At 60.0% G+C, this 25,583-nt stretch carries 27 protein-coding genes; all 27 read right to left on the reverse strand.

The annotated features are described in order from the left end of the window. Positions 1-5: 5 nt before the first annotated feature. The 27 genes from flhA to fliD all read right to left on the reverse strand — a co-directional run bounded on the left by flhA (position 6) and on the right by fliD (position 25,523). Entirely contained in the window at positions 6-2,135 is a 2,130-nt protein-coding gene (flhA, locus tag AAEZ03_RS16160) for a flagellar biosynthesis protein FlhA (RefSeq protein ID WP_350580004.1), read from the reverse strand. 183 nt (positions 2,136-2,318) lie between these two features. Continuing rightward, positions 2,319-2,579 (reverse strand): short-chain dehydrogenase, encoded by a 261-nt coding sequence (locus AAEZ03_RS16165; protein WP_350579950.1) that lies wholly within the window; start codon positions 2,577-2,579, stop codon positions 2,319-2,321. 230 nt (positions 2,580-2,809) lie between these two features. After that, positions 2,810-3,379, reverse strand: a complete 570-nt coding sequence (locus AAEZ03_RS16170) for a hypothetical protein (RefSeq protein ID WP_262122994.1) — start codon at positions 3,377-3,379, stop codon at positions 2,810-2,812. A 136-nt stretch (positions 3,380-3,515) separates the two neighbouring features. After that, positions 3,516-4,652 carry a flagellar biosynthesis protein FlhB gene (gene flhB, locus AAEZ03_RS16175; protein ID WP_350579954.1) on the reverse strand — a complete coding sequence of 379 codons (1,137 nt, stop codon included), beginning with the start codon at positions 4,650-4,652 and terminating at the stop codon, positions 3,516-3,518. Between the two features lie 2 nt (positions 4,653-4,654). Next, the gene (gene fliR / locus AAEZ03_RS16180) at positions 4,655-5,437 is read right to left on the reverse strand and encodes a flagellar biosynthetic protein FliR (RefSeq protein ID WP_048371396.1); all 783 of its coding nucleotides are present in this window, start codon (positions 5,435-5,437) and stop codon (positions 4,655-4,657) included. Continuing rightward, positions 5,438-5,707, reverse strand: a complete 270-nt coding sequence (gene fliQ, locus AAEZ03_RS16185; protein ID WP_016781562.1) for a flagellar biosynthesis protein FliQ — start codon at positions 5,705-5,707, stop codon at positions 5,438-5,440. 4 nt (positions 5,708-5,711) lie between these two features. Beyond that, positions 5,712-6,455, reverse strand: a complete 744-nt coding sequence (gene fliP, locus AAEZ03_RS16190) for a flagellar type III secretion system pore protein FliP (protein WP_350579958.1) — start codon at positions 6,453-6,455, stop codon at positions 5,712-5,714. Beyond that, complete coding sequence (fliO, locus tag AAEZ03_RS16195; RefSeq protein WP_048371402.1) at positions 6,455-6,895, reverse strand: flagellar biosynthetic protein FliO; 441 nt, start codon at positions 6,893-6,895, stop codon at positions 6,455-6,457. The genes fliP and fliO overlap by 1 nt, the downstream gene beginning before the upstream one ends. After that, positions 6,896-7,360 (reverse strand): flagellar motor switch protein FliN, encoded by a 465-nt coding sequence (gene fliN, locus AAEZ03_RS16200; RefSeq protein WP_048371405.1) that lies wholly within the window; start codon positions 7,358-7,360, stop codon positions 6,896-6,898. It abuts the gene before it with no gap. A 37-nt stretch (positions 7,361-7,397) separates the two neighbouring features. Beyond that, positions 7,398-8,366, reverse strand: a complete 969-nt coding sequence (gene fliM, locus AAEZ03_RS16205) for a flagellar motor switch protein FliM (RefSeq protein ID WP_048371407.1) — start codon at positions 8,364-8,366, stop codon at positions 7,398-7,400. 8 nt (positions 8,367-8,374) lie between these two features. After that, the gene (gene fliL, locus AAEZ03_RS16210) at positions 8,375-8,866 is read right to left on the reverse strand and encodes a flagellar basal body-associated protein FliL (protein ID WP_350579963.1); all 492 of its coding nucleotides are present in this window, start codon (positions 8,864-8,866) and stop codon (positions 8,375-8,377) included. A gap of 155 nt (positions 8,867-9,021) precedes the next feature. Next, positions 9,022-10,284 carry a flagellar hook-length control protein FliK gene (locus AAEZ03_RS16215; RefSeq protein ID WP_350579966.1) on the reverse strand — a complete coding sequence of 421 codons (1,263 nt, stop codon included), beginning with the start codon at positions 10,282-10,284 and terminating at the stop codon, positions 9,022-9,024. Positions 10,285-10,359: 75 nt separating this feature from the next. After that, positions 10,360-10,725 (reverse strand): Hpt domain-containing protein, encoded by a 366-nt coding sequence (locus tag AAEZ03_RS16220; RefSeq protein WP_178110214.1) that lies wholly within the window; start codon positions 10,723-10,725, stop codon positions 10,360-10,362. Positions 10,726-10,755: 30 nt separating this feature from the next. After that, entirely contained in the window at positions 10,756-12,465 is a 1,710-nt protein-coding gene (locus tag AAEZ03_RS16225; RefSeq protein WP_350579969.1) for an ATP-binding SpoIIE family protein phosphatase, read from the reverse strand. Further along, entirely contained in the window at positions 12,462-12,767 is a 306-nt protein-coding gene (locus tag AAEZ03_RS16230) for an STAS domain-containing protein (RefSeq protein WP_350579972.1), read from the reverse strand. Before AAEZ03_RS16230 ends, AAEZ03_RS16225 begins: the two co-directional genes overlap by 4 nt. A gap of 182 nt (positions 12,768-12,949) precedes the next feature. Further along, the gene (fliJ, locus tag AAEZ03_RS16235) at positions 12,950-13,402 is read right to left on the reverse strand and encodes a flagellar export protein FliJ (protein WP_048371419.1); all 453 of its coding nucleotides are present in this window, start codon (positions 13,400-13,402) and stop codon (positions 12,950-12,952) included. Positions 13,403-13,408: 6 nt separating this feature from the next. Further along, a complete protein-coding gene (fliI, locus tag AAEZ03_RS16240) occupies positions 13,409-14,767 on the reverse strand; it encodes a flagellar protein export ATPase FliI (RefSeq protein ID WP_262126159.1) in 1,359 nt (452 codons plus the stop codon). Further along, on the reverse strand, positions 14,757-15,527 hold the full coding sequence (gene fliH / locus AAEZ03_RS16245; RefSeq protein WP_123752029.1) for a flagellar assembly protein FliH: 771 nt from the start codon (positions 15,525-15,527) through the stop codon (positions 14,757-14,759). Before fliH ends, fliI begins: the two co-directional genes overlap by 11 nt. After that, positions 15,528-16,550: a flagellar motor switch protein FliG gene (fliG, locus tag AAEZ03_RS16250; protein ID WP_350579977.1), complete on the reverse strand. Its 1,023-nt coding sequence runs from the start codon at positions 16,548-16,550 to the stop codon at positions 15,528-15,530. It lies immediately after the preceding gene. Continuing rightward, entirely contained in the window at positions 16,543-18,333 is a 1,791-nt protein-coding gene (fliF, locus tag AAEZ03_RS16255; RefSeq protein ID WP_048371426.1) for a flagellar basal-body MS-ring/collar protein FliF, read from the reverse strand. The genes fliG and fliF overlap by 8 nt, the downstream gene beginning before the upstream one ends. Positions 18,334-18,348: 15 nt before the next feature. Then, the gene (gene fliE, locus AAEZ03_RS16260) at positions 18,349-18,681 is read right to left on the reverse strand and encodes a flagellar hook-basal body complex protein FliE (RefSeq protein WP_048371428.1); all 333 of its coding nucleotides are present in this window, start codon (positions 18,679-18,681) and stop codon (positions 18,349-18,351) included. Between the two features lie 223 nt (positions 18,682-18,904). Then, entirely contained in the window at positions 18,905-20,266 is a 1,362-nt protein-coding gene (locus tag AAEZ03_RS16265) for a sigma-54-dependent transcriptional regulator (protein WP_350580007.1), read from the reverse strand. A 5-nt stretch (positions 20,267-20,271) separates the two neighbouring features. Next, the gene (locus AAEZ03_RS16270) at positions 20,272-21,417 is read right to left on the reverse strand and encodes a sensor histidine kinase (RefSeq protein ID WP_314916593.1); all 1,146 of its coding nucleotides are present in this window, start codon (positions 21,415-21,417) and stop codon (positions 20,272-20,274) included. 285 nt (positions 21,418-21,702) lie between these two features. Next, positions 21,703-23,178: a sigma-54 dependent transcriptional regulator gene (locus AAEZ03_RS16275; RefSeq protein WP_350579981.1), complete on the reverse strand. Its 1,476-nt coding sequence runs from the start codon at positions 23,176-23,178 to the stop codon at positions 21,703-21,705. Positions 23,179-23,357: 179 nt separating this feature from the next. After that, positions 23,358-23,651: a flagellar protein FliT gene (fliT, locus tag AAEZ03_RS16280; RefSeq protein ID WP_048371434.1), complete on the reverse strand. Its 294-nt coding sequence runs from the start codon at positions 23,649-23,651 to the stop codon at positions 23,358-23,360. An 18-nt stretch (positions 23,652-23,669) separates the two neighbouring features. Continuing rightward, positions 23,670-24,065: a flagellar export chaperone FliS gene (gene fliS, locus AAEZ03_RS16285; protein WP_048371436.1), complete on the reverse strand. Its 396-nt coding sequence runs from the start codon at positions 24,063-24,065 to the stop codon at positions 23,670-23,672. A 96-nt stretch (positions 24,066-24,161) separates the two neighbouring features. Further along, positions 24,162-25,523, reverse strand: coding sequence for a flagellar filament capping protein FliD (gene fliD / locus AAEZ03_RS16290; protein WP_350579985.1), 1,362 nt, complete (start codon positions 25,521-25,523; stop codon positions 24,162-24,164). Positions 25,524-25,583: the final 60 nt, after the last annotated feature.

A 25,583-nucleotide genomic window follows, 5' to 3' on the forward strand; every position in this document is an offset into this window, starting at 1 on the left:
AACCCTCAGCCGTTAGGGCCCACTGTCGCAACGATGGTCACTTGCTTGTTGTCAGGGATTTCCTGGTACGCCAGCACATGCAGGTTGGGCACCGCCAAACGGCCAAACCGCGAAAGCATCGCGCGTACCGGGCCTGCCACCAGCAAGATCACCGGGTTGCCTTGCATCTCCTGACGCTGCGCTGCGTCGATGAGTGAGCGCTGGAGTTTTTCTGCCATGCTTGGCTCCAGCAACACACCGTCTTCCTGGCCTTGTCCGGCCTTCTGCAAACTATTGAGCAATATTTGTTCCAACCTTGGCTCCAAGGTGATCACAGGCAGCTCAGACTCAACGCCGACAATGCTTTGCACGATGGCGCGGGACAAGCCGACACGCACGGCGGCAACCAAAGCGGCAGTATCTTGACTCTTGTGGGCATTGTTGGCGACGGCTTCGGCAATGCTGCGTATATCGCGCACCGGCACCTGCTCGGCCAGCAGCGCCTGCAAGACTTTGAGCAACTGCGACAGGCTCAACACGCCCGGCACCAATTCTTCGGCCAATTTAGGCGACGACTTGGCCAGCAATTGCATGAGTTGCTGCACTTCCTCATGGCCAATCAGCTCATGGGAATGCTTATACAGAATCTGGTTAAGGTGCGTCGCCACCACCGTACTGGCATCGACCACGGTGTAGCCCAGCGATTGCGCCTGGCTACGCTGGCTGACCTCGATCCACACGGCCTCCAGACCAAAGGCCGGGTCTTTGGCGGTGATCCCGTTGAGGGTGCCAAACACCTGGCCGGGGTTGATCGCCAGTTCGCGGTCCGGGTAAATCTCGGCCTCGGCCAGAATCACGCCCATGAGTGTCAGGCGATAAGCGCTCGGCGCCAGGTCGAGGTTGTCGCGGATGTGCACGGTGGGCATCAAAAAGCCGAGGTCCTGGGACAGCTTTTTACGCACACCCTTGATCCGCGCCAGCAATTGCCCGCCCTGGTTGCGATCCACCAGCGGGATCAGGCGATAGCCCACTTCCAGGCCGATCATGTCGATGGGCGTCACGTCATCCCAGCCCAGTTCTTTGGTCTCTTGGGCGCGGGCGGGCGAAGGCAGCAACTCTTGCTGGCGCTGCACTTCTTGCAGGGCTTGAACCTTGGCCACGTTTTGTTTTTTCCACATCCAGTAGGCGGCGCCACCGGCCACCACGGCGAGGCTGAGAAAGGACACATGGGGCATGCCCGGCACGATCCCCATCACCGCCATCAAACCGGCAGACACCGCCAGCGCCTTGGGCGAGGCGAACATCTGGCGATTGATTTGCTTGCCCATGTCTTCGGAGCCCGAAGCACGGGTCACCATGATCGCGGCGGCGGTCGACAACAGCAGCGACGGCAATTGCGCCACCAGACCGTCACCGATGGTCAGCAAGGCGTAGACCTTGCCCGCTTCGCTAAAACTCATGCTGTGCTGGAAGATGCCCACGGCCATGCCGCCGATTAGGTTGATAAACAGGATCAACAGACCGGCAATGGCGTCACCGCGCACAAACTTGCTGGCACCGTCCATAGAGCCGTAAAACTCGGCCTCTTGGGCGACTTCTTGACGGCGCAACTTGGCCTGGTTCTGATCGATCAGCCCGGCGTTGAGGTCGGCGTCAATCGCCATTTGTTTGCCGGGCATGGCGTCGAGGGTAAAGCGCGCGCTCACTTCGGAGATCCGCCCGGCACCTTTGGTCACCACCACGAAGTTGATGATCATCAAAATCGCGAACACCACCATACCGACCACATAGTTGCCGCCGATCACCACCTCACCGAAGGCCTGGATCACCTTACCGGCAGCGGCGTGGCCCTCTTGGCCGTGGAGCATCACCACCCGGGTCGACGCCACGTTGAGCGCCAGGCGCATCAGCGTTGCGACCAGCAAAATGGTGGGGAACACCGCGAAATCCAGCGGGCGCAGCGCGTACACGCACACCAGCAAGACCACAATCGACAGCGCGATGTTGAAGGTAAAAAACACATCCAGCAGAAACGCCGGGATGGGCAACATCATCATTGCCAGCATCACCAGCAGCAACAGCGGCACGCCCAACTGCCCGTGACCCAAACCGGCCAGACCGTTGCGTGCGGTGTTGATTAACTGAGAGCGATCCAATGACATGCCTAAACCTTTAGCAAACTTTTGACGCCAGATGCGTCTGCAAGCCTGCCACTGCAAGAAGCCTTCCAACTTTGGCAAAAGGCCACATTGCCGAGAGGTAAACCCAAAATCTGTAGGCGCGAGCTGGGGATCAAGATCAAAAGATCGCGAGCAAGCTCGCTCCTACAGGGGGTGTGGTTACACCGGCCTTAAGCGCCAGCCCAGCACGTCGCAGCCATCGCGCAGCAATAACACTGCGGTGTTGGCGAGGTGCTTGAGATCAATGGCGTCGGCCTCGGCCAGTTCGCGGTTGGCGAAGGTTTCCATCAGTTGGGTGACCGCCAAAACACGGGCAGCCGCGTTGGCATGCAACACGTCCAGTGGCGCGTTGCGGTCGATTAATAAGGCGGGAATGGTGCAGTCAATAGCGGTGAGCGGGATGTAAGGTGAATTCGTCATAAGTTAAGTCCAATGGTTAGACGCACTAACGTTATTCATCTTTTCATTCCAAGTCGCCAAACCTGGTCGCCATGAGGGCGAGCGCGGACTATAAGCGTCGGGGCACAACAGCGGCAAGCGCCAACGCTGTACGAAGCCGCCGATAAATCGGCAGGCAAACACAAAAATCTGTAGGAGCGAGCTTGCTCGCGATCTTTTGATCTGCCTCTGGCGAGGCAAAAAAGTGAGGCTCAGTTCCAGCGCCATTCGCCCAGGTCAATCACCAGGCACGCGCTGCTGCTTGAACCAAACACGACGTCTATCTTGCGGTTGGGCTCATAGCGGTCAGTGCCGCAGCCACCAATCAAAATGGCACCACAACGCCCATCCCGTACATGCGGGTGTTCTTCCCACACCGGCACGCTGTCCAGCTGCAACTGGCGAATGAGTTTGTACAGGATAAAACTGCGCACACAGCGCCCGTTGATGCCTTCAAAGCTCAATGACTTGCGCATAAACGTCAGTATCGAATCACGCTCTTTGTAGCAGCGCTCAACGATCGCACTGTAGTACTGCTCTCGCCCGCTGCTGTGGGGCACCGTGGGCAAGGAAATAACGGCCAGCAAATTAGTGCCTTCCGTACTGAAGCCCACAATGTGGCGGTCTTGCAATTGATCCAGCCAGAAAATCGCAAATGTGCCGTCCAGCGCAGGAAACTTCGGGAACAACCCCTCAAGATTAACCTTGGCTTTTTCTCGGGTATCGCTCAACACACAGGTTTTGATAGAGCCATTGGGAATAAGGGTTAACTCGATCGACATCGCGCATCTCCATTGCCTGCACACGAACCAAAAGCACTCGACCTCTCAAGTTAAGCAGGTTTGCGCAAAGCCTCTACTGTCAGAAATGACAGTCCGTCTTCAAATTTTCACCGCTTGTCAGCTCTTGGCTTCACATTTAGTCATCGCGGCGTAAATCCGGCGGGATCGGCAGGTCTTTCAGCGGATCAGGCCGCTTGCCTTTGCCCGCCTGGTGCTGGCGGATCTGGTAGACGTACGCCAGCACCTGCGCCACGGCCAGGTAGAGGCCCGCCGGGATCTCCTGCTCAAGTTCGGTGGAGTGGTAGATCGAGCGCGCCAGCGCCGGGGACTCCAGTAGCAGGATGTTGTGCTTGGCGCCGATTTCTCGAATTTTCAGCGCCAAAAAGTCGCTGCCCTTGGCCAACAACATCGGCGCCCCGCCCTTTTCGGGGTCGTATTTGAGGGCCACGGCGTAGTGCGTCGGGTTGGTGATGATCACGTCGGCATCGGGGATGGCGCTCATCATGCGGCGCTGGGACATTTCGCGCTGCACCTGGCGAATGCGCTGTTTAACTTCGGGCCGCCCTTCTTGGTCCTTGTGTTCGTCGCGCACTTCCTGCTTGGTCATCAGCAGTTTTTTATGGCTTTCCCATAGCTGCACCGGCACGTCGACGGCGGCAATCAAGATCAACCCGCAGGCCATCCACAACGCACTCCAACCCACCACTTGCAGGCTATGGACCACCGCCAGCTCCAGGGGCTCGTGGGCGATGCGCAGCAGGTCATCGATGTCGGACTTCAACACCAGCAAGGCGACGATCAAGATGATGAAAAACTTGGCCAGCGCCTTGAGCAGTTCCACCAGCGCCTTGGCCGAGAACATGCGCTTAAGCCCCGCCAGCGGGTTCATGCGACTGAATTTGGGGGCCAGGCTGCCTGCGGCAAACAGCCAGCCACCGAGAGCGATGGGGCCGACGATGGCGGCGATCAATAAGGTGATCAGCACCGGCTGTAAAGCGATCAGGGCGATTTTGCCCGAGTGCAGCAAAAAGGCGGCCATGGAGTCAGTGTTGTACAAGGTCTCGCGGCTGATGCTGAAGTTGTAACGCATCACTTCCATCAGGTCTTCAGCCAGCGCCCCGCCAAAAATCAGCAGCCCGGCTGAACCCGCGAGCATGATCGCCAAGGTATTGAGTTCTTTAGAGCGCGCGATTTCGCCCTTTTCCCTGGAGTCTTTTTTTCGTTTCTCCGTGGGGTCTTCTGTTTTATCGGCGCCGCTCTCGCTCTCTGCCATGGCTATTTCGCCTGTGCCAGTTCACGTAAAAACTGCAAAGCCTCAGAGGCCAGCGGCTGATACTGATTGAGAATGTCGGCCATGCTGATCCACAGAATGACCATGCCCAGCACCAGGGTCAGCGGAAAACCGATGGCGAAGATGTTGAGTTGCGGCGCCGCACGGGTCATGACGCCAAACGCGATGTTGACCACCAACAAGGCAGTGATCGCCGGCAGCACCAGCAACAGCGCCGCGCCCAGGACCCAACCCAGTTTGTTGGCGATTTCCCAGTAATGATTGGTCATCAGCCCGCCGCCAACCGGCAACGTGGTGAAGCTCTCGGTGAGCACTTCAAACACCACCAAGTGACCGTTCATGGACAAAAACAGCAGGCTCACCAGCATGGTGAAAAACTGCCCGATCACCGCCACGTTGACCCCGTTGGCCGGGTCGACCATAGAGGCGAAGCCCATGCCCATCTGCACCGCAACGATTTGCCCGGCCACCACAAACGCCTGGAAAAACAGCTGCAACGAGAAGCCGAGCAAGGCACCGATAATAATTTGCTCGGCAATCAGCATCAGGCCACTGAGGTCCAGCGGGTTGACGGTGGGCAGCGGCGGCAAACTGGGCATGATCGCCAGGGTGATCGCCAAGGCCAGAAACAGCTTGATGCGCTTGGGCACCAGCGTGGTACCGATGATCGGCATGGTGGCCAGCACCGCGCCCACCCGAAACAGCGGCAGCATAAAGCTGGCGACCCAGGTACTGATCTGCGCGTCCGTCAGGGCCAGCAGCGACATTTAGCCGATCAACTGCGGAATACTGCCGTACAACTGCAGGATGTATTCCATAAAGGTTTGCACCAACCATGGCCCGGCCACGATCAGGGTGACCAGCATCACCAGCAAACGCGGCAAAAAGCTCAGGGTCTGTTCGTTGATTTGCGTCGCAGCCTGGAACATCGCCACCAGCAAACCCACCAGCAAGCTGGGGATCACCAGCACCGCGACCATCATCGTGGTCAGCCACAACGCATTGCGAAACAGGTCGACTGCGACTTCTGGGGTCATGGGCTCAGACTCCGCCGAAACTGCTGGCCAAGGTGCCAATAATCAGCGCCCAACCGTCCACCAGCACGAACAGCATGATTTTGAACGGCAACGAAATGATCAACGGCGAGAGCATCATCATGCCCATGGCCATCAGCACACTGGCCACTACCAGGTCGATGATCAGGAACGGAATGAAGATCATAAAGCCGATCTGGAATGCAGTTTTAAGCTCGGAGGTGACGAAAGCGGGGACCAGAATGGTCAGCGGCGCCGCGTCGGGCGTCGGGATGTCTGTGCGCTTGGACAACCGCATAAACAGCTCAAGGTCGCTGGTGCGGGTCTGCGCCAGCATAAAGTCCTTGATCGGGCCTTCTGCCTTGAGGATCGCGTCCTGGGCCGTGAGTTTTTCCGCCAGGTACGGCTGCAGGGCGTCGCGGTTCACCTTGTCGAACACCGGCGCCATGATGAACAGGGTCAAAAACAGCGCCATGCCGGTGAGGATCTGGTTGGACGGGGTTTGTTGCAGCCCCAGCGCCTGACGCAGAATCGAAAACACGATGATGATCCGCGTAAAGCTGGTCATCAGCATCACGAACGCCGGGATAAAACTCAGGGCGGTCATGATCAGCAAGATTTGCAGGCTGACCGAATACTCCTGCTGCCCGTTGGCGCCGGTGCCCAGGGTGATCGCCGGGATCGACAACGGGTCGGCCGCCAAGGCGACCGGCGTGAGCAAGGCCAACAACAGTGCGACAGCTAAACGCATTACGGCTTGTCCTTTTGCTGGCCGAGGATTTCCATCAGCCGTTTGGCAAATTCAGGCGTGGCCGGTTGCGTGGTGTCCGGCGCTGCAACCGGCTCTTTGAGTACGTGCAGCGGGGTGATGCGGCCCGGCGTCAGGCCGAGCAGGATCTGCTCGTTGCCCACTTGCACCAGCACCAGCCGGTCACGGGTGCCCAAGGCCCGCGAGCTGATCAGTTCGATGACCTGTCCCTGGCGTGCGCCCCCTTGCTGAACCCGACGTAGCACCCAGGCCAGGGCAAAAATCAGCCCCAGCACCAGCAGCAAACCCAGCACCAGTTGCGTCAACTGGCCGCCCAGGCTGCTGGCGGCCACGGGCGCAACGGCGCTCGCGGTGCTGGCCACCGGCTCTGCTGCCAGGGCGCTCAAGGGTAGCGCCAGTAAACCGCCGAGAAGCCGCTTCACTTAGCGCAACTTCTTGATGCGTTCGCTTGGGCTGATCACGTCGGTCAGACGGATGCCAAACTTTTCGTTGACCACCACCACTTCGCCATGGGCAATCAATGTGCCGTTGACCAGCACGTCCAGCGGCTCACCGGCCAGGCGATCGAGTTCGATGACCGAGCCCTGGTTGAGTTGCAGCAGGTTACGAATGTTGATGTCGGTGCTACCCACTTCCATGGAAATCGACACCGGAATATCCAGAATCACGTCCAGGTTGGGACCGTCCAGCGACACCGGGTCGTTGTTGCGCGGCACGCTGCCGAACTCTTCCATGGGCAAGCGGTTGGACGCCGGCTTTTGCGCGGCATCAGCGGCCAGCAGCGCGTCGATATCGGCCTGGCCAACATCGCCGGTTTCTTCCAGCGCGGCGGCCCATTCATCGGCCAGCGCCTGGTCGGCGGCGCTTGTATCGTTTTCGTTAGCCATCAGGTGTCCTCACTGAGCAATTGGGGGAGTTCGGTGTTTAACGCCGAACGATGGGTTCAAGCACTTGCAAGGCCAGATTGCCTTTGTGCGAACCCAGTTTGACCTTGAACGTGGGCACGCCATTGGCGCGCATCACCAGTTCGTCCTGCAATTCGATCGGGATCACGTCCCCCGGCGCCATGTGCAAAATGTCGCGCAGGCGCAGTTGGCGGCGGGCCACGGTGGCGCTCAGCGGTACGCTGACGTCCAGCACGTCTTCGCGCAGGGCTTTGCTCCAGCGTTCGTCCTGGTCGTCGAGGTCTGACTGAAAGCCCGCATCGAGCATTTCGCGCACCGGCTCGATCATCGAGTACGGCATGGTCACGTGCAGGTCGCCGCCACCGCCATCGAGTTCGATGTGGAAGGTCGACACCACAATCGCTTCGCTGGGGCCGACGATGTTGGCCATGGCCGGGTTCACTTCCGAGTTGATGTACTCGAAATTGACTTCCATGATCGCCTGCCAGGCTTCTTTCAAATCGACGAAAGCCTGCTCCAGCACCATGCGCACGACGCGCAATTCGGTGGGGGTGAATTCGCGGCCTTCGATTTTGGCGTGACGGCCGTCGCCACCAAAAAAGTTGTCCACCAGCTTGAACACCAGCTTGGCGTCGAGGATGAACAGCGCGGTGCCGCGCAACGGCTTGATCTTGACCAGGTTGAGGCTGGTGGGCACGTACAGCGAGTGCACGTATTCACCGAACTTCATCACTTGCACACCGCCCACCGCCACGTCTGCCGAGCGGCGCAGCATGTTGAACATGCTGATGCGGGTGTAGCGGGCGAAACGCTCGTTGATCATTTCCAGGGTCGGCATGCGGCCCCGGACAATCCGGTCCTGACTGGTCAGGTCGTAACTTTTGACGCTGCCGGGTTCGGCAGCCGCCTCGGCCTGTACCAGACCGTCATCGACGCCATGCAGCAGCGCGTCGATCTCATCCTGGGACAGCAGGTCTTGCACGGCCATGTCGTGTCCTACTGCAATACAAAGTTAGTAAAGAGGGCCTGATCAATAACCACTTTGCCGAGTTCTTTTTGCGCAACTTCCTGCACGCTGGCAGTGGCTTTCTGACGCAACATTTCCTGCCCGACTGGAGTGGCGAGGCTGTCAAAGGTCTGTCCGGAGAACAGCATGACCAAGTTGTTGCGGATCACCGGCATATGCACCTTGAGTGCATTGAGGTCATTTTGATCCCGCGCCTGCAAGGTGATGCTCACTTGCAGATAGCGCTGGCGGCCGTTGTCATTGAGGTTGACCACAAAAGCGGGTGGCAGCGGCTCGTAGATGGCCGGGCGCTTGATGTTGGCGTCCACCACAGGCGGCGCGGCGCTTTTCTCGCCGCTCATGAAAAACCAGGTGGCACCCACCGACAGGCTGATGGCCAGCAACAGCGCCACGACCACCAGAATAATCAGCTTGAGTTTGCCTTTATCGGCGGGGTCTTTCGGTGCGTCGGTCGTCGCCATGCCAATAATCCGTCACTTTTGGGTTTTCACAGGTGCATGACTAGGCAGAGCAAGTGTTATGCCAGAACGGTAGGAGCTGGCGCAGGCTGCGATCTTTTGATCTGTGAAAGATCGCAGTCATCGTTCCTCGGCAGCTCCTACGGGCGCCTCGGGGTTCAGGCGTAGTAGTCCACGGCGCTGGTGCCCAGCACGATGCTCGGGGCAACGGGTTCGGCGGCGGCTAGCGGCGCATCGTCTTCAAGGCGTCCTCCACTGGCTTGAGAACGCTGCTGGCTTTGTTGTTCCTGGCTTTGCCCCTGCCAACTGCGCGATTGGTCAGACACGTTGACGTCGACCTGGCCCATGCCCTGTTGGGCGAGCATGTCGCGCAGGCGGTGCATCTGGCTGTCCAGCGCTTCTCGCACGGCCGCATGGCCGCTGACAAAGTTGACTTGCGTGGACTGGTCCGCCGCGACGTTGACGCGAATATCCAGGCGCCCAAGCTCCGCCGGCTGCAATTGGATGTCGGCGGATTTGAGGTTGGCGCTGGACAGGTACATCACTCGGTTGACGATTTCTTCTGACCAGCCGCTCTGGTGCATGGCCAGCGGCTGGTTGACCGGCAGCGCATTCGCGGTTTTCGGCACGGCCGCCTGGGTCAGCGCAGCCAGACGGTTGGCAAAGTCATCGACGCGGGTGTCGCTGGAAGCGTTTTTAAGGTCTTTGAGGCCGTCATCGACCAGCCCCTTGAAGGCTTTTTCACCACCCTCGCCCGTGCTGGAGGCATCGGCTTTTGGCTCGAGCATCTGCGCGATCGCATTCGGCTGGCCTTGGTTAGAGGCAGCCAAGTTGTCGGGTTGAGCATTTTTCGCCGGTGACTGGCTGCTGGCGGACACATGACCGCCCTGCTCCATGGCCAGGCGCACAGCCGGCATGTCATCCAGCGGATCGGCTTGCGGATCAAAGGTGTCAACCACCGCAGGCGGTGGCGGCGCTTGCACCGCCATGCTTGCGGCGGCGGCCAGTTGCGCGGCTTGCTCATCAGGCGGTGCCGGGGCGACAGGCGCAGGCGTTTCTGCAACCGCCGGGGGCGCTTGCACAGCAGGGGGTGCGATGTCGGGAGTCGGCAGGCCGTCGTCAGGTTTGACTGGGGCGTCATCTTGATCGGTGCTTTGAGACTTGCCAGCAGGCAAGGGTTTGCCGCTATCGGCAACAGCTGACGGTGGGTTTGCAGCGCTGTTATTGCTCGCATCGCGTGTGATAGCAGGCTTGCTGCTGGTGACACCCGAGGTGGCGTCAGACGCTTTGGCATAGACCTTGGAAAACGGCTCGCCCCCTGTTTTTACGGGCTCGACGTCAGGCTGTGCAGCTTTGCCCGTTGCGGCTTTGGACGCAGCGACGGCAGGTGTCTGAAGGAACGGGTTGGCGGCGAGTGGCATTGGCAAAGTCTCCGCTGTACGGCAGGCATCGGTACAGGTGGGAGAGACAGAGCAAGGTTCGGGCCAGCTTTGCCGTCAGTTGCCCGGGAGGTAACTGGAGACGCTCACCCGCTGGCGCTCGGCACGATACAGCTGGCGGACCATTTGGTATTCGTCATTGATTTCGATGACCAGCTCTTTGATGTCCGCCAGTTGCTTCTTTTGCGCACGCTCTTCGAGCTGACCGCACAACAGCGCCAGGCGGGTGGCGCCCATGTTGCTGCTGCTGCCTTTGAAGCTGTGCGCAACCAGGGTCAGATCGCGGGCTTCCTGGGCATTGTGCAATTGGTCGATACGTTCTTCGGAGTCTGAGAGAAAGGTGTCCAGCAGGTCTGCAAACCCCTCCTCCATCACCTCGCGTAACGAACTGATGACTTGCTCATCCATATGAATTTCAGACACTTGTTCACTCCTTGATCAAGAATGCTCGGATTATGCCAGAGCCTCCCATAAAAACTCTACGGTCGCTGTACGACCCTCGTCGGACCACCGCGCGGACGGGCAGAGCTGGCGCACCAGACTTAAACCGCGCCCCGACAAACGGTCGAGATCAAGCGGTCTGGCCAGCATGCTGGCGACGTCAAAGCCCGGCCCACTGTCTTCTACGTGCAGTGTCAGGCGACCACCCTGGCGCTCGGGCACCACGCACATAGCAATACGCACGAACCCACTTTTTAACGCAATCAGGCGCTGATTGCGCAATTCGTAATATCTCGCAAAACCTTTAGCGTCCCGCTTGAGCCGAGAATCCAGCCCCAGCACGCCATGTTCCAGCGCATTGCTGTACAGCTCGGACAGTACCGCATGGATCTGCGCGCCCTGGGCACGCAGGCCGTGCACCTCCATCAGCATGTGCAGCAAATAAGGCAGAGGGTTGAACTGTTGCAGCGTCGACGCCCGGAATTCGAAACGGGCGGACCAGTCGAGCGGGCTGCATTGGCCGCTGTCGGTGTAGAGCATCGCGGGCATGCCCAGGCGCTGCGGTACCTGCGAGGTGATCTGCACCATGCTGACGTCATCACGGATCTGCCCTTGAAACTGTCGCAACGCCTGCTCGACTTCATCGATCAAGTGCTGCGGATCGCGATTGGCCTCCAGCACGCGCTGCAACCGTTGCGCACCAAACAGCTGTTCATCCGGGCCTGTGGTTTCGGTCACGCCATCGGTGAGCAAGAACAGTTGGTCGCCGGGCAGCATGGGCAGCACCCGGGTCGAATGGTCAAACGCCTTGGCCTTCAACACCCCCAGCGGCAAATGCTGCGAGCTGAGCGCGGTACGCTGCCCCGTGGCCAGGGTGTGCAAATAGCCATCGGGCATTCCCCCGCTCCACACTTCAAGGCTGCGCCTCAGCGCGCTGACACAGACCACGTGGGCGCAGCAGAACATGTCGACCGGCAGGATACGTTTGAGCTTGGCATTCATTTCACGGAGCATTTCGCCCAGGCCGTAGCCCTTGGCCGTCATGCTGTAGAACACCTCAGCCAAAGGCATTGCGCCAATCGCTGCCGGCAAACCGTGGCCGGTAAAGTCAGCCAGCAGCAGGTGGGTATCACCCGAAGGCGTGTGGGCAGCAAGCAACAAGTCGCCGTTGAACAAGGCGTATGGCGACTGCCGATACTGGATATTCGGGGCGCTCAGGCAGCCCTCGTGGGCCACCCGGTCAAACACCGCCTTGGCCACACGCTGCTCATTGAGCAAATACACATTGTGCCGGGCGATCTGGTCACGTTGCTGCAACACGGTGTCTTGCAAGCGCCGCAGGCGATCCATAACCGTGATCTTGGCGGCCAGCAGCATCGGGTTATACGGCTTGAGCAACACATCATCACCGCCCGCCTCCAGGGTGCGGGTCAATGCATCGGCGTGATTGAGTGAAGTCAGAAAGATGATCGGCACCAGCACTTCCCCGGCCAGCGCCTTGATCTGCCGCGTCGCCTCAAAGCCGTCCATCACCGGCATCAGGCCATCCATCAGCACCAGATGCGGGCGCTGATGGCAGAAGACCTCCACAGCCTCGGCACCGTTGCTGGCCAGCAACACGGTATGGCCCAGGCGCTGCACGATAGTGGCCAGCAACAGCCGGTCCGCAGCGCTGTCTTCGGCGATCAATATCGTCAGGCCGCGAGCCTGGGGCGGGTTCACTTGATGTCGAACAACTGGTCGAAATTGGATATCTCGAAGGTTTTGCGTACATCGTTGCTGCTGTTGACCACTTGAATCTCGGCTTCATCGCCACCGGCGTGATCGCGCAGCAGCAACAGCATGCCCAGGGCGGAGCTGTCGATGTAGGTGGCCTCTTTCAAGTCCACGACAATCGACTCGGGTATGAGGTCGTTTTTTTCGTAAGCAGCACGAAAGTCTTGATGCTTGGCAAAATCAAACCGCCCCTTGATGGCGATGGTCAGTTGGTTGCCGTCGGCTGAAACGTGAGAAGTCACGGCCATGGGGTAGCTCCTGGTTCAGGTATCGATTGACCTGAACTATAGACGCTCTGAAAACCTGCGCCTAAACCTGTAGTCGCTGACGAGGTACGAGGCTGCGATACGGGCCACAGGACCGCCAATCAGGGCCGCTTCGCGCCCCATCGCAGCCTCGTGCCTCGTCAGCGGCTACAGGGAATGCGGGATTAGTAGACTTCTTTGCGTGGCAGGCGCTGGGACAGTTCGTCCATCAGTTTTTGTTCGCGCTTGTCTTCAAGCTGGCGCGCTTCGTCGGCGTAGCGCTGGACCAGTTTGCGCAACCCTTCAACCCGGGCGTAGGCCTGTTGCCAGGATTCGCGGGCTTTGTTGAGGTTGTTTTCATGCCATTGCAGGCTTTGGCGTTGCTGGCCCACCGCGGTTTCAAGCTGGCCCAGAAAGTATTGATAGTTGCGCAGCCATTGGCCGGTTACGCCCTGGCTGCCGCGCTCGACCCATTGCGCCTGGTATTCGCCCCGAAAGTTTTCAAGGTCGCCCAGCTTGCTGTTGGCCAGATTGACCTGGCCCTGAAAGTGGCCCAATCGCTGGGCGGCTGCCTTTTCCGTTTTTTCGGCCATTTCGACCACCGGCGCCAGACGCGCTGCCCTTCCTCCGCTCGCCATAATCGTTTAACCACCCGCCGCCGGGGCGAACAGGCTGGCCAGGTGGCCGCCGCTTTCGCCCAGGCTGATGTTGTCGTTCAGCCCTTGGCGCAGGTACGCGACCATGGCCGGTTGCAAGGCAATGGCGGTGTCGGTTTCACGGTCGCCACCGGCTACGTAGGCGCCCACGCTGATCAAGTCCCGTGCTTGCTGGAAGCGTGACCACAGTTGTTTGAATTGCTGCGCCCGGCGCATGTGCTCGGCGCTGACCACCGACGGCATGACCCGGCTGATGGACGCTTCAATGTCGATGGCCGGGTAATGGCCCTCTTCGGCCAAACGCCGCGACAGCACGATATGCCCGTCGAGCACGCCCCGCGCCGAGTCGGCAATCGGGTCTTGCTGGTCATCGCCCTCGGACAACACGGTATAAAACGCAGTAATCGAGCCACCCCCGGCCTCGGCATTACCGGCGCGCTCCACCAGCTTGGGCAGCTTGGCGAACACAGACGGCGGGTAGCCCTTAGTTGCGGGCGGTTCGCCAATGGCCAGGGCAATTTCGCGCTGGGCCTGAGCAAAACGGGTTAGCGAGTCCATCAGCAGCAGGACGTTTTTGCCCTTGTCGCGAAAATATTCGGCAATCCGCGTGCAGTACATGGCCGCGCGCAAACGCATCAGCGGCGCATCGTCGGCAGGCGAAGCAACCACCACAGAGCGCTTGAGGCCTTCTTCACCGAGGATGTGCTCGATAAATTCCTTCACCTCACGGCCCCGCTCACCAATCAGGCCCACCACGATAATGTCGGCCTCGGTAAAGCGCGTCATCATGCCCAACAGCACACTCTTGCCCACGCCGGTACCGGCAAACAGGCCAAGACGCTGGCCACGGCCGACCGTCAATAATCCGTTGATGCTGCGAATGCCCACGTCCAGCGGCACGCTGATGGGGTCGCGCTTGAGCGGGTTGATGGTCGGGCCGTCCATCGGCACCCAGTCTTCGGCTTTCATCAAGCCTTTGCCGTCCAGGGCCCGGCCCGCGCCGTCGAGCACCCGGCCGAGCATGCTCATGCCCATCGGCAAGCGGCCGGTGTCGGCCAAGGGCACCACGCGGGCACCTGGCGCGATCCCGGCCACGCTGCCCACCGGCATCAGGAAGATTTTGCTGCCGGAAAAACCCATCACTTCGGCTTCGACTTCAACCGGGTGAAAGAGGTCGTCGTTGATCACCAGGCAGCGGCTGCCCATGGCGGCACGCAGGCCTTCGGCTTCAAGGGTCAGGCCGACCATGCGCAACAGCCGCCCTTCGACCACCGGCTGGGCCGGTAAAGACACCGCCGGGGCGTAGCCGCTCAGGCGCTTGGCGAAGCTGGTGCGCTTAAGGTGCATGGGGCTGGTCCAGGTCGACGTCGATGTCCGGCGCGGCCGGGTGCAGCGACTGCTCGTGCAGTTGGTCAAACATCTGGCTCATTGCCAGTTTGATCCGCGTTTCGATGCTGGCGTCGATGCGGCTGTGTTCGGTTTCGATGCGGCAGCCGCCCGGTTGCAGGCTGTCGTCTTCGACAATTTTCCAGCGCTCGTCATGGCGCTCGCGCAAGGCTTTGATCTGGTCAAAGTCTTGCGGGTTGATAAACAGACGGATGTTGTCGGCGCCCATCGGCAGCAGTTTCAAGCCGTCGCGCAGCACTTGCTCGATGTGGCTTGAGTCGGTTTTGAGTTCGCGCTGGATCACCAGCCGGGTCATGTGCTCGACCAGCCCGACCATGGCTTTTTCCAGCTGCTGGTCCTGCTCGGCCAACGGCGCCAGCAGGCTGCCCATTAAACGTTCGAGGCTGGCGACCTTGGCATTCAAGGCCACTTCGGCTTCCTGGCGCACCTTGAGCTGGGTACTGTGAAACCCTTCTTTTTCGCCGGTGGCAAAGCCTTCGTTCCAGGCTTCCTGGCGAATACTTTCGAGCTCTTCGAGGGTCAGCGGCTGGACTTCTTCGAGCGGCACTTCTTCGCTGTCGGCGGGCAGTTCTTCAACCGGTTCCGGCTCAGGTTCTTCGGGCTCTTCCTGCCAGGGGTCAAAACTGGGCAGCCCCCATACGTCGAACGCACCGACATCCTTGGCGCGGATTACATCCCCGGGTGACTCGCCGTTGCTCACTTAGATCATCTCTTCGCCGCCCTTCCCGCCGAGAACGATTTCTCCGGCTTCGGCCATACGGCGGGCAATGGTGAGGATTTCTTTTTGCGCGGTTTCGACGTCGCTGACGCGCACCGGGCCTTTGGCTTCCAGGTCGTCGCGCAGCAGTTCGGCCGCGCGCTTGGACATGTTCTTGAAGATCTTGTCCTGAACGTTGTCGTCCGAGCCCTTGAGCGCCAGCACCAGCACGTCCGAAGACACTTCGCGCAGCAGCGCCTGAATGCCGCGGTCGTCGACATCGGCCAGGTTGTTGAAGACGAACATCAGGTCTTCGATCTGCCCGGACAGGTCTTCGTCGATGTCGCGAATTGAGTCCATCAACTGCGCTTCCATCGAGCTGTCGAGGAAGTTCATGATGTCGGCGGCCCGCTTGATCCCGCCCAGCGAAGTACGCGCCGCGTTGGAGTTACCGGCGAACTGCTTCTCGAGGATCTGGTTGAGCTCTTTCAACGCCGCCGGTTGCACGGTGTTGAGCGAGGACACGCGCAGGATGATGTCCAGCCGCGCCTTCTGGTCGAAATGACCGAGCACTTCGCCTGCCTGATCGGGGTCGAGGTAGGCCACCACGATGGCCTGGATTTGCGGGTGTTCGAAGCGGATCACGTCGGCCACGGCGCGCGGCTCCATCCACTTCAGGCTGTCGAGGCCGCTGGTGTTGCCGCCCAGCAGAATGCGGTCGATCAGGCCATTGGCCTTGTCTTCGCCGAGGGCCGACGTCAGCATTTTGCGAATATAGCTGTCAGAGCCGACGCCGAGACTGGTCTGATCGCCGACGATTTCGACGAACTCGCTCATCACCTGCTCGACTTGCTCACGGTGCACGTTGCGCATTTGCGCCATCGCCACACCCACGCGCTGCACTTCTTTGGGCCCCATGAGCCGCAATACTTGCGCGGCATCGGCTTCGCCCAGCGACAGCAGCAAAATCGCCGCCTTGTCGACCCGGGTCAGCTTGGCATTGGCGGCAGCTCGGTTATCACTCATCGGCGTTGATCCACTCTTTGACGACCTGGGCCACGCGGCCCGGGTCTTCGGCTACCAGACTCTTGATGGCATTCAGTTGTGCGTCATAGCCTTCGCTCGGGCTTGGCAACATGATGCTTTGCGGCCCGCCCAGGCTCACACGATCGTTTGCCAGCTCACCGTCCAGACCGCCCATGCCGGCCATTTCGGCATCGCTGCCAATACCCGCCACCTGCTTGTTGCGGCCGTTGCCGGTGATGTTGTTGAGCACCGGGCGCAGCACGCCGAATACCAGCACCAGAATGAACAGCACGCCCAGCACTTGCTTGACCACATCCCAGAACCAGGGCTGCGAGTAGAACGGAATATCAGCAATCACTTCGCCGCGCTCGGAGGAGAACGGCACGTTGATCACGCTCACGCTGTCCCCGCGGCTGGCATCAAAGCCCACGGCGTCCTGCACCAGGCGGGTGAAGCGCGCCAATTGATCGGCGCTCCACGGCGTGCGGGTGACTTCGCCGTTGGCCGGATTGACGATGGCCTGATCATCGATGACCACGGCCACCGACAAACGATTGACTTTGCCCTGCTGCTGTTTGGTGTGGCTAATGGAGCGGTCGAGCTCAAAGTTGCGGGTCGACTGCGAGCGCTTGTCGGCCGGGTACGGCGCCAGCATCGGCTGGCCGGTGGCCGGGTCCATGATTTGCTGGCCGTTGGCATCCAGCAGCGGCTGGCCCGGTTGCACCATGCCTGCACCCGCCGCTCCGGCCTGGCCGGTTTGCTGCGGCGCGGTGGCCGGGGCTGGCGGCTGATTGCTCAATGCCCCCGGTACGCCTTGCGGGCCGTTGCTGGCGGTGCGTTGTTCGTTGGTGGATTGCTCGCTGCGCAAGGCCGGCTGGTCAGGGTTGAACTGCTCGGAGGTGGACTCGACCGAGCTGAAATCAACGTCTGCCGACACTTCGGCCTTGTAGCGATCATTGCCCAACACCGGTTGCAGGATGTTGTGCACGCGTTGGGTGAGCATGCCTTCCATGCGTCGGCTGTAATCAAATTGCTTGCCGGCCATGGTCAGCTCGGAGTTTTCCGCCTGATCCGAGAGCAAGTTGCCCTTTTGGTCGACCACGGTGACTTGGGACTTGATCAACTCCGGCACGCTGGTGGCCACCAGATTGATGATCGCCATCACCTGCCCCGGCTCCAGCGAGCGGCCAGGATACAGCTCAACCAGCACCGAGGCGCTGGGCTTGCGCTCATCGCGCACGAACACCGAGCTTTTCGGGATCGCCAGGTGCACGCGGGCAGCCTTGATGTTGTTGAGGCTGGAAATGGTCCGCGCCAGTTCGCCTTCCAGACCACGGCGATAGCGCGTGGCTTCCATAAACTGGCTGGTGCCCAGGCCCTGGTCTTTATCGAGGATTTCGAAGCCGATGTTGCCGTCTGAAGGGGTGACGCCTGCGGCCGCGAGCTTGAGCCGCGCGCGCGAGACGTCATCAGCCTTGACCAGCAAGGCGCCGGAATTGGGTTCAACGGTGTAGGCAATATCAGCGGCGGCCAGGGTTTCCATGACCTGCTTGGCGTCCATCCCGGCCAGGCTGCCGTACAGCGGCCGGTAATCGGGCTGTTGCGACCACAACACCACGGCAAAACCGATTGCCACGCTCGCCGCCAGACCGACCATAAGGCCGACCTGACGCAACATGGTCATCTCGGCCAGGTTGTCCAGAAAGGACAAGCCGAACAGCGGCCCTTTGCCGCCACCCAGGCCTGACTTGGCCGGAACGTTTTCCGGAAGTGCATCTGCCATGACTTAATATCGCCCTTAAACCGGCATCTGCATGATGTCTTGGTACGCCTGAACCAGCTTGTTACGCACTTGCGTGATCGCCTGGAAAGACACACTGGCCTTTTGCGAGGCAACCATCACGTCGGTCAGGTCGACACCGCTTTTACCGATTTCGAACGCGTTGGACAGCTGCGACGACGCTTGCTGCGTCTCGCTGACCTTGTTGATCGCGTTGCCGAGCATGTCGGAGAAGCTCGGTGCACCCGCTTCAGGAGCGGCCTGCACAGCCGATTTCGGTTGGGCCATGGCGTCCATTTGCATGGCCCGCATATCCAACATCAATCGATTAAATTCAATACCTTGGCTCATGGACTATGGCCTCCGCCGACCCGCATTTTTTTGACACTTTCACTGCTCGTAGTGAGGTATAGCAACAAGGGTGCCAGCTCTTTGTCGTTTTCGCACGATTAACGTTACAAAACATCGCAAGCGCCGGTCAGATTCATCCTTGTAGGAGCGAGCTTGCTCGCGAGCTTTTGCTTTTGAAGATCAAAAGATCGCGAGCAAGCTCGCTCCTACAGAGATGTAATCATCAGGTTGCGGCAAACAAGTACGCCTCAACATCCATTCCGGCATCACGCATTTGCGCCAGCTTGTAGCGCAAGGTGCGCGGGCTGATGCCCAGACGCTCGGCCGCTTCTTTGCGCCGCCCTCGCTCGGCACGCAAGGTGTCGATGATCATTTCAAACTCATGACGACGCAGGTCGTCGCCCAACGCGCCGGACGACTCGACCGGTGCCACCGCAGGCAGCGGCGCGTACGTCACCGGCCCAGCCAGGCAGAAGTCGGCCGCTTCAATCAAGCCGCTTTGTTGCAGGATCAGCGCCCGCTGGATCGCGTTGTCCAGTTCACGCACGTTGCCCGGCCACGGGTAACCCACCAGACACGCCTGGGCCTGCGCCGAGAAACGCACCGGGGCGTGTTTCATTTTGCTGATGTGCTTGGCCAGCAGCCGCTCGGCCAACGGCACTATATCGGCGGTGCGTTCGCGCAACGGGCGCCAGGCCAGCGGGAACACCGACAGCCGATAGTACAAATCTTCGCGGAAGCGCCCTGCCGCCACTTCCCCGGCCAAGTCACGGTTGGTGGTGGCAATCACGCGGATATCCAGGGCAATCGGTTTACGCCCGCCCACGCGCTCGACTTCACGCTCCTGCAACACCCGCAGCAACTTGGCTTGCAGGCCCAGCGGCATTTCCGAGATTTCGTCGAGCAGCAAGGTGCCGCCATCGGCCTGCTCGAACTTGCCCGCCTGCGCTGCAATGGCGCCGGTAAACGAGCCTTTTTCGTGGCCGAACAAGGTGGCTTCGAGCATGTTGTCCGGGATCGCCGCGCAGTTGATCGCCACGAATGGCTGATCGACCCGGCTGGAATGCTGGTGGATGTAACGCGCCAGCACTTCTTTACCGGTGCCCGACTCCCCGGAAATCAACACCGTCGAGTCACTTTTGGCCACCCGTGCCGCCAGCGCCAACAGCTGCGTGCTGGCCGGTTCAACCGCCACCGGGCCTTCGCTGTCAGCCGCGCCCAGGCTGCCCAGCGCATGGCGCGCCACCAGATCAAGCAAGGCCTTGGGTTCAAACGGCTTGACCAGGTAATCCGCAGCGCCCTGGCGCATGGCATCTACGGCGCGTTCTACCGCGCCGTGGGCGGTCATCAACAGCACCGGCAACTGCGGATGGCTGGCGCGCAGGCGGCCCAGCAGTTGGTGGCCATCCATGCCCGGCATATTGACGTCGCTGACCACCAGGCTGAATGCCTCGCCCGCCACCGCGTGCAGCGCTTCTTCGCCGGAACCGACGGCCTTGAAGTCATGACCGGCTAATAACAACGTGTCAGCCAGCGCTTCACGCAAGGCGCGGTCATCCTCGACCAGCAGCACTTTGATTTGCATCGCCATCAGTTAGCCTCCCCTGCAACGGCAATCAGCGGCAAGCTGAGCAAGGCACAGGTGCCTCGCCCCAGCCGCGAACGTAAGCCCAGATCACCCTGGTGCGCACGCACCACGGCGGTGACCACAGCAAGACCGAGCCCGGTGCCGGTGGCCTTGGTGGTGAAAAAAGGTTCGCCCAAACGCTCCAGCACTTTGGGTTCGATGCCGCTGCCGCTGTCGCTCACGCACAGGCGCAACTGGTTGTCGCGGGCATATAAGTGCACCTTGAGGCGCACCGCACCGGCTTGCAGGGCGTTTTCGATGAGGTTGAGCAACGCGCCCACCAGCGTGTCGCGGTTGCACAGCACCAACCCGCCGTGCACATCGCACTGCCAACGCATTGACACACCCTCAACGTGGGTCTGTGCCGCTGCCTGCAAGGCCTGCATCAAGGCCTTAGGGGAAACCCGATCCGCCAGCGGCAGTTCGCCACGGGCAAACACCAGCATGTCGCGCACCTGGTGTTCCAGTTCGTGCAGGCGCTCTTTCAAGCGCCCGGCAAAGCGCTGCTGGGTTTCGACCGGCAGCGTTTGTTCAGTCAAATGGCTGGCGTAGATCAACGCCGCCGACAAGGGCGTGCGGATCTGATGCGCGAGGGAGGTGACCATGCGCCCCAGCGACGACAAACGCTCATGCCGGGACAGCTGGTCTTGCAGGCGCCGGGTTTCTGTCAGGTCGTTGAGCAACACCAGTTGCCCCGGCTCCGGGTCCAGCGAGCGGGTGGCAATCGACAGGCGACGGCCGTCTTTAAGCGAGATTTCATGGCCATCGTCTTCACGCGGCGCAAAGCTGCGGGCAATCACCTGGCGCCACAACTCACCTTGCAGCGGCAGCCCCAACAGCTCGCACGCCGCCGGGTTGGCCTCGCTGACCAGGCCGCGATCGTCGATCACGATAACGCCGCCGGGCAGCAAGTCCAGCAGGTGCTGCAAGCGATTGGCCAGTCGCTGGTTTTCTGCCAGCTCAGCCACGCGCCGCTCACCGGCCAGCGCCAGCTCGCCTTTAAGCTCTGCAACCCGGGCTTCCAGCAGGCTGTAGGAGTCGGTCAACTGGGTCGACATCTGATTGAACAGCGAGAACGCCTGCTCAAGCTGCGCCGCGTTGGCGGGCATGTTGCTCAGAGACGCGGCAGCCCCTGCGAGATCAGGGACCGAGGACTGTTGGGCGGCGTGGGGCATGGGACGTTCTCGCTTGGCTGACCGTCATAAAACGGTTCGTTAACCCAAGCAAAGCAATACCCGTGCCCGAAAAATAACATTGGCGAACTGAAGGGGGTTGTGTTGATGCAGATCAAAGGATTGATGCAAAACCCTGTAGGAGCGAGCTTGTCTCGCGAGCTTTTGTTTTAAAGATCAAAAGATCGCGAGCAAGCTCGCTCCTACAGTTTTTGGGTGGGGTTAGTCGTCGCCCTGCTCTTCGCCTTCGCGGCGGCTCATGCCGTATTTGCGCATTTTTTCAACCAGGGTGGTACGGCGAATCCGCAGGCGTTCGGCCGCGCGAGCGACGATGCCGTTGGCGTCGTCCAGCGCTTGCTTGATCAAGCTTTGTTCCAGCCCGCCCAAGTAGTCCTTGAGGTCCAGGCCTTCGGGCGGCAGCATCGCGCCGGTGGTGAAGTCCGGCGTGTGGCTGTTGATGGCCACGCGTTCTTCCATGTCACTGCGCAGGCTGTCGACCAACTGCTCGTCTTCATCGTCGACATAGCGGAATTTTTTCGGCAGCTCTGCCACGCCGATCACGCCATAAGGATGCATGATCGCCATGCGCTCAACCAGGTTGGCCAGCTCGCGGACGTTGCCCGGCCAGGCGTGGCGGCACAGCGACATGATGGCGCCCGAGTTAAAGCGGATCGAACCGCGCTTTTCGTGCTCCATGCGTGAAATCAGCTCGTTGAGCAGCAGCGGAATGTCTTCCACCCGCTCACGCAGAGGCGCCATTTCAATCGGGAACACGTTGAGGCGGTAGTACAAGTCTTCGCGGAAGGCGCCGACCTCGATCATGCTTTCGAGGTTTTTATGGGTAGCCGCAATGATCCGCACATCGGCACTTTGGGTCTTGTTGCTGCCCACGCGCTCAAAGGTGCGCTCCTGCAACACCCGCAGCAGTTTCACTTGCATCGGCAGCGGCATGTCGCCGATTTCATCGAGGAACAATGTGCCGCCATTGGCTAGTTCGAAGCGCCCGGCACGGCTGGTGATGGCCCCGGTGAACGCGCCCTTTTCGTGCCCGAACAGCTCGCTTTCAAGCAGCTCTGCGGGGATCGCCCCGCAATTGACCGGCACAAACGGCGCATCGCGGCGCTTGGAATGGTAATGCAGGTTGCGCGCGACCACTTCCTTGCCGGTCCCGGACTCGCCGAGGATCAACACGCTGGCGTCGGTATCGGCCACTTGCTGCATCATCTGGCGCACGTGCTGAATCGCCCGGCTGGTGCCGACGAGGCTGCGGAACAGGTTGGGCTCACGATGACGACCGCGCTCACGGGCCTGATCGTACATTTCACGATAGACCTGGGCACGGTGCAGCGAATCGAGCAATTTGCTGTAGCTGGGCGGCATTTCGAGGCTGGACAGCACGCGGCGACGCTGGTCGTCGGGCAGCTCGGTCGAAGAAATATCACCTAAAAGCAGAATGGGCAGGAACTCATCCCAGGCTGCGAGTGTCTTAAGCAGGCTTGAGATTCCGCCAGCAGCGCTCACGGTGCCAATCAGCACGCAGAGCACCTCACGGCTGGACGACAGGCCTGTAACCGCCTGCTCCCACTCGTGACTAGGGCTGGTTAAATTCTCTTCGCCGAGAAAACTTAAAATTACCGCCAGGTCATGGCGGCGGACGCTATCGTCATCGATCAGCAGAATTTTGGTTTCACGCCACATGCAATAGCAACTTCCCTAGTCAACTCAGCGCTCCGGATAATGTGGAGCACACTAGCCGCCCCGATCCTGTTGGATGTGTGAGGCGACTGAAACAGAATACGTACTAGTTAAGTCAAAAAAACATACACAGTCAAATTTATGGCGCCGCTTAAACGGATTAACCCTATACTTCTTATGCCTTAACCGAACAAATGGTAAACCTTTGAAGCATTTTTTGCTTGGTTGATCTGCGCCATTTGCTCGACTACCAGTTGCCGCTCGTCCGTAGCGGCCTCCAGCAGCATGCGATACACCACCAACAACCCCTCCAGATTTTCGCGCAGCACCGCTTCGTCCAGCGGGCGCTCGTCGAGTACTGTCTCAACACATTCACGGCACGCCGAGTCAAGCTCGCCGATGGCATCCCAGTTGCGCGCCGCTAGGGCATCGATCAGCGCGTCGCGGGTTTCTTGAATTCGTTGCAGCTGGCTCATGACGCACTCCTCAGGCCATTAGATTGATTGCGGGGCGATCTCGTCCCAGCCGCTTTTCACCGTGATCAGCAGGCGTGCGACTTCGTCGATGATTTCAGGATCGTTTTTGATATTGGCCTGGGTCAGACGCACGGCCATGTACTCGTACAGGTCATCGAGTTGCTGCAGCGCCGCCTTGTCGTCGGTCTTGTCAGCATCCAGGCCCTGACGCAAACCGCCAATAATGTCGACGGCTTTGGTCAGCAACAGTGCCTTCTGCGGGATATCGCCACGGCTCAACGCACCTTTGGCCTGGGCCATGCGCTCCAGGCCGCCTTCCATCAGCATTTGAATCAAGCGATGAGGGCTGGCTTCGGAGATTTGAGCGTGGGAATTGACCTTCTGATACTGACGAAGGGCGCGCATCGGGTTCATGTTTCTACCTCATCACAAATGGGCTAAGTCTTACTTCTTATGTCGGCGCCGGGGCTCAAAGCTTTAGCGCTCAAGCCGCACCAGATGCCCGGAAAATCAGTTATTCGACTTCGGGTTATTCAGCGAATTGAGCGTGGTCATGATGCTGGAACTGCTGGCGTTGATCTTCGCGATCAAGCCGTCCATCGCCGTGTATTTGGCGGTGAGCGTGGTTTTCAGCGTGTCCATGCGGCTGTCCAGCGCTTTTTGCTGCTCGGTCAGATCGGTCAACTTGGTGTTCAAGTCGGCGGCACGGGTGGTCAGCAGCCCGCTGGTGCCGACATAACTGTCCGTGGCCTTGGTCATGCGCGTGATCAAACCGGTGTCGCCGGTGAATACCTTGGCAATCTCGGTCGGACCATTGGGGGTCGCCACGGCGGCGTTCCACTTGGTGTCATCCAGGGTCAGCAAACCGGTTTTCTGATCGGTACTGATGCCCATTTGCGCCAGGTTGCCCACGGTGGAACCGCCGGAGTTTTGCAACAGTTCACTACGAATGCCGTTGACCAATTGGCGCATTGACGAATCACCGGTCAACGCACCGGTTGTGGTCGTGGCCGCATCACCGGTTGCAGTGACTTTGGTCTGGGTGTTGATGCTGGTCATCAGTGCGTTATAGGCACTGACAAACGACTGCACCGATGTCTTCAAGGTGGTGGTGTTGGACGCCACGGTAATGGTCGACGGCTTGGTGTCCAACAGCTCAAGACTCACACCACTGATGGCCGAGGTGATCTTGTTGCTCTTGGACTCCATGGCAATGTTGTCGATGGTGTACTCGGCATTGACCGGCGGTTTTCCGGCATCATAGCCAGTTGCCAGCTCAGAATCGCCACTGAGGGTAATGTCCGTGCCCTTACCGGTGCTTTGCGAACTGATGACCAGACGCGAGCCGTTGGCGTCGGTGAGCACGTTGGCGCTGATGCCCTTGGATTGCAGTTGCGTGTTGATCGCGTCACGGGTCTGCTGCATCGTCGCACCCGCCGGGACCTTGACGTCGTAGCTGCTATCAGACTGCGAAATGGTCAGCGTGGTGTCTTTGCCGCTGGAGTTAACCACTGCAGAACTGCCTTCGAACACCTTGCTGGTGACCTTTGAAGCCGTGGCCAATTGCGTGACGTTAAGCGCATAGGTACCGCTTGCGGCTTTATCGCCCAGGGTGACCTTGGAAATTTTCTCGTCAGAAGACGTGCCCGCAAGCCCGTTGAAACTGGCTTCCGTGTTGAGTTTGGCGATGGCCGCACGATAGGTATCAAGCGACGCCTTGACCGTGCCCACCGCCGACAGCTGGGTGGTGGTCGTGGTTTGCAGCTTGGTAATTTGCGCCTGCTTGGGGGCTTTTTCAGCATCCACCAACGCTTTGACGATTCCTACCGTATCGAAACCCGAACCGACGCCGGTAATCGTTGAACTGGCCATCTTTTTCTCCTTGTTCGGTGGCTGTCGCTTTATTGGCTAAGAACAGCGAAGCCACAAACA

Origin of the sequence: Pseudomonas sp. HY2-MNA-CIBAN-0224, from assembly GCF_040310285.1 — a bacterium.
In the GTDB taxonomy this organism is placed as follows: domain Bacteria; phylum Pseudomonadota; class Gammaproteobacteria; order Pseudomonadales; family Pseudomonadaceae; genus Aquipseudomonas; species Aquipseudomonas helleri.

Coding starts and splice junctions, on each gene's coding strand:
- AAEZ03_RS16165 (WP_350579950.1), bottom strand. CDS start 2,579: ATGACGAATTCACCTTACATCCCGCTCACCGCTATTGACTGCACCATT.
- AAEZ03_RS16170 (WP_262122994.1), bottom strand. CDS start 3,379: ATGTCGATCGAGTTAACCCTTATTCCCAATGGCTCTATCAAAACCTGT.
- flhB (WP_350579954.1), bottom strand. CDS start 4,652: ATGGCAGAGAGCGAGAGCGGCGCCGATAAAACAGAAGACCCCACGGAG.
- fliR (WP_048371396.1), bottom strand. CDS start 5,437: ATGTCGCTGCTGGCCCTGACGGACGCGCAGATCAGTACCTGGGTCGCC.
- fliQ (WP_016781562.1), bottom strand. CDS start 5,707: ATGACCCCAGAAGTCGCAGTCGACCTGTTTCGCAATGCGTTGTGGCTG.
- fliP (WP_350579958.1), bottom strand. CDS start 6,455: ATGCGTTTAGCTGTCGCACTGTTGTTGGCCTTGCTCACGCCGGTCGCC.
- fliN (WP_048371405.1), bottom strand. CDS start 7,360: ATGGCTAACGAAAACGATACAAGCGCCGCCGACCAGGCGCTGGCCGAT.
- fliM (WP_048371407.1), bottom strand. CDS start 8,366: ATGGCCGTGCAAGACCTGCTGTCCCAGGATGAGATCGACGCGCTGCTG.
- fliL (WP_350579963.1), bottom strand. CDS start 8,866: ATGGCGACGACCGACGCACCGAAAGACCCCGCCGATAAAGGCAAACTC.
- AAEZ03_RS16215 (WP_350579966.1), bottom strand. CDS start 10,284: ATGCCACTCGCCGCCAACCCGTTCCTTCAGACACCTGCCGTCGCTGCG.
- AAEZ03_RS16230 (WP_350579972.1), bottom strand. CDS start 12,767: ATGGCCGTGACTTCTCACGTTTCAGCCGACGGCAACCAACTGACCATC.
- fliJ (WP_048371419.1), bottom strand. CDS start 13,402: ATGGCGAGCGGAGGAAGGGCAGCGCGTCTGGCGCCGGTGGTCGAAATG.
- fliI (WP_262126159.1), bottom strand. CDS start 14,767: ATGCACCTTAAGCGCACCAGCTTCGCCAAGCGCCTGAGCGGCTACGCC.
- fliG (WP_350579977.1), bottom strand. CDS start 16,550: ATGAGTGATAACCGAGCTGCCGCCAATGCCAAGCTGACCCGGGTCGAC.
- fliF (WP_048371426.1), bottom strand. CDS start 18,333: ATGGCAGATGCACTTCCGGAAAACGTTCCGGCCAAGTCAGGCCTGGGT.
- fliE (WP_048371428.1), bottom strand. CDS start 18,681: ATGAGCCAAGGTATTGAATTTAATCGATTGATGTTGGATATGCGGGCC.
- AAEZ03_RS16265 (WP_350580007.1), bottom strand. CDS start 20,266: ATGCAAATCAAAGTGCTGCTGGTCGAGGATGACCGCGCCTTGCGTGAA.
- AAEZ03_RS16270 (WP_314916593.1), bottom strand. CDS start 21,417: ATGCCCGCCAACGCGGCGCAGCTTGAGCAGGCGTTCTCGCTGTTCAAT.
- AAEZ03_RS16275 (WP_350579981.1), bottom strand. CDS start 23,178: ATGTGGCGTGAAACCAAAATTCTGCTGATCGATGACGATAGCGTCCGC.
- fliT (WP_048371434.1), bottom strand. CDS start 23,651: ATGAGCCAGCTGCAACGAATTCAAGAAACCCGCGACGCGCTGATCGAT.
- fliS (WP_048371436.1), bottom strand. CDS start 24,065: ATGAACCCGATGCGCGCCCTTCGTCAGTATCAGAAGGTCAATTCCCAC.
- fliD (WP_350579985.1), bottom strand. CDS start 25,523: ATGGCCAGTTCAACGATTACCGGCGTCGGTTCGGGTTTCGATACGGTA.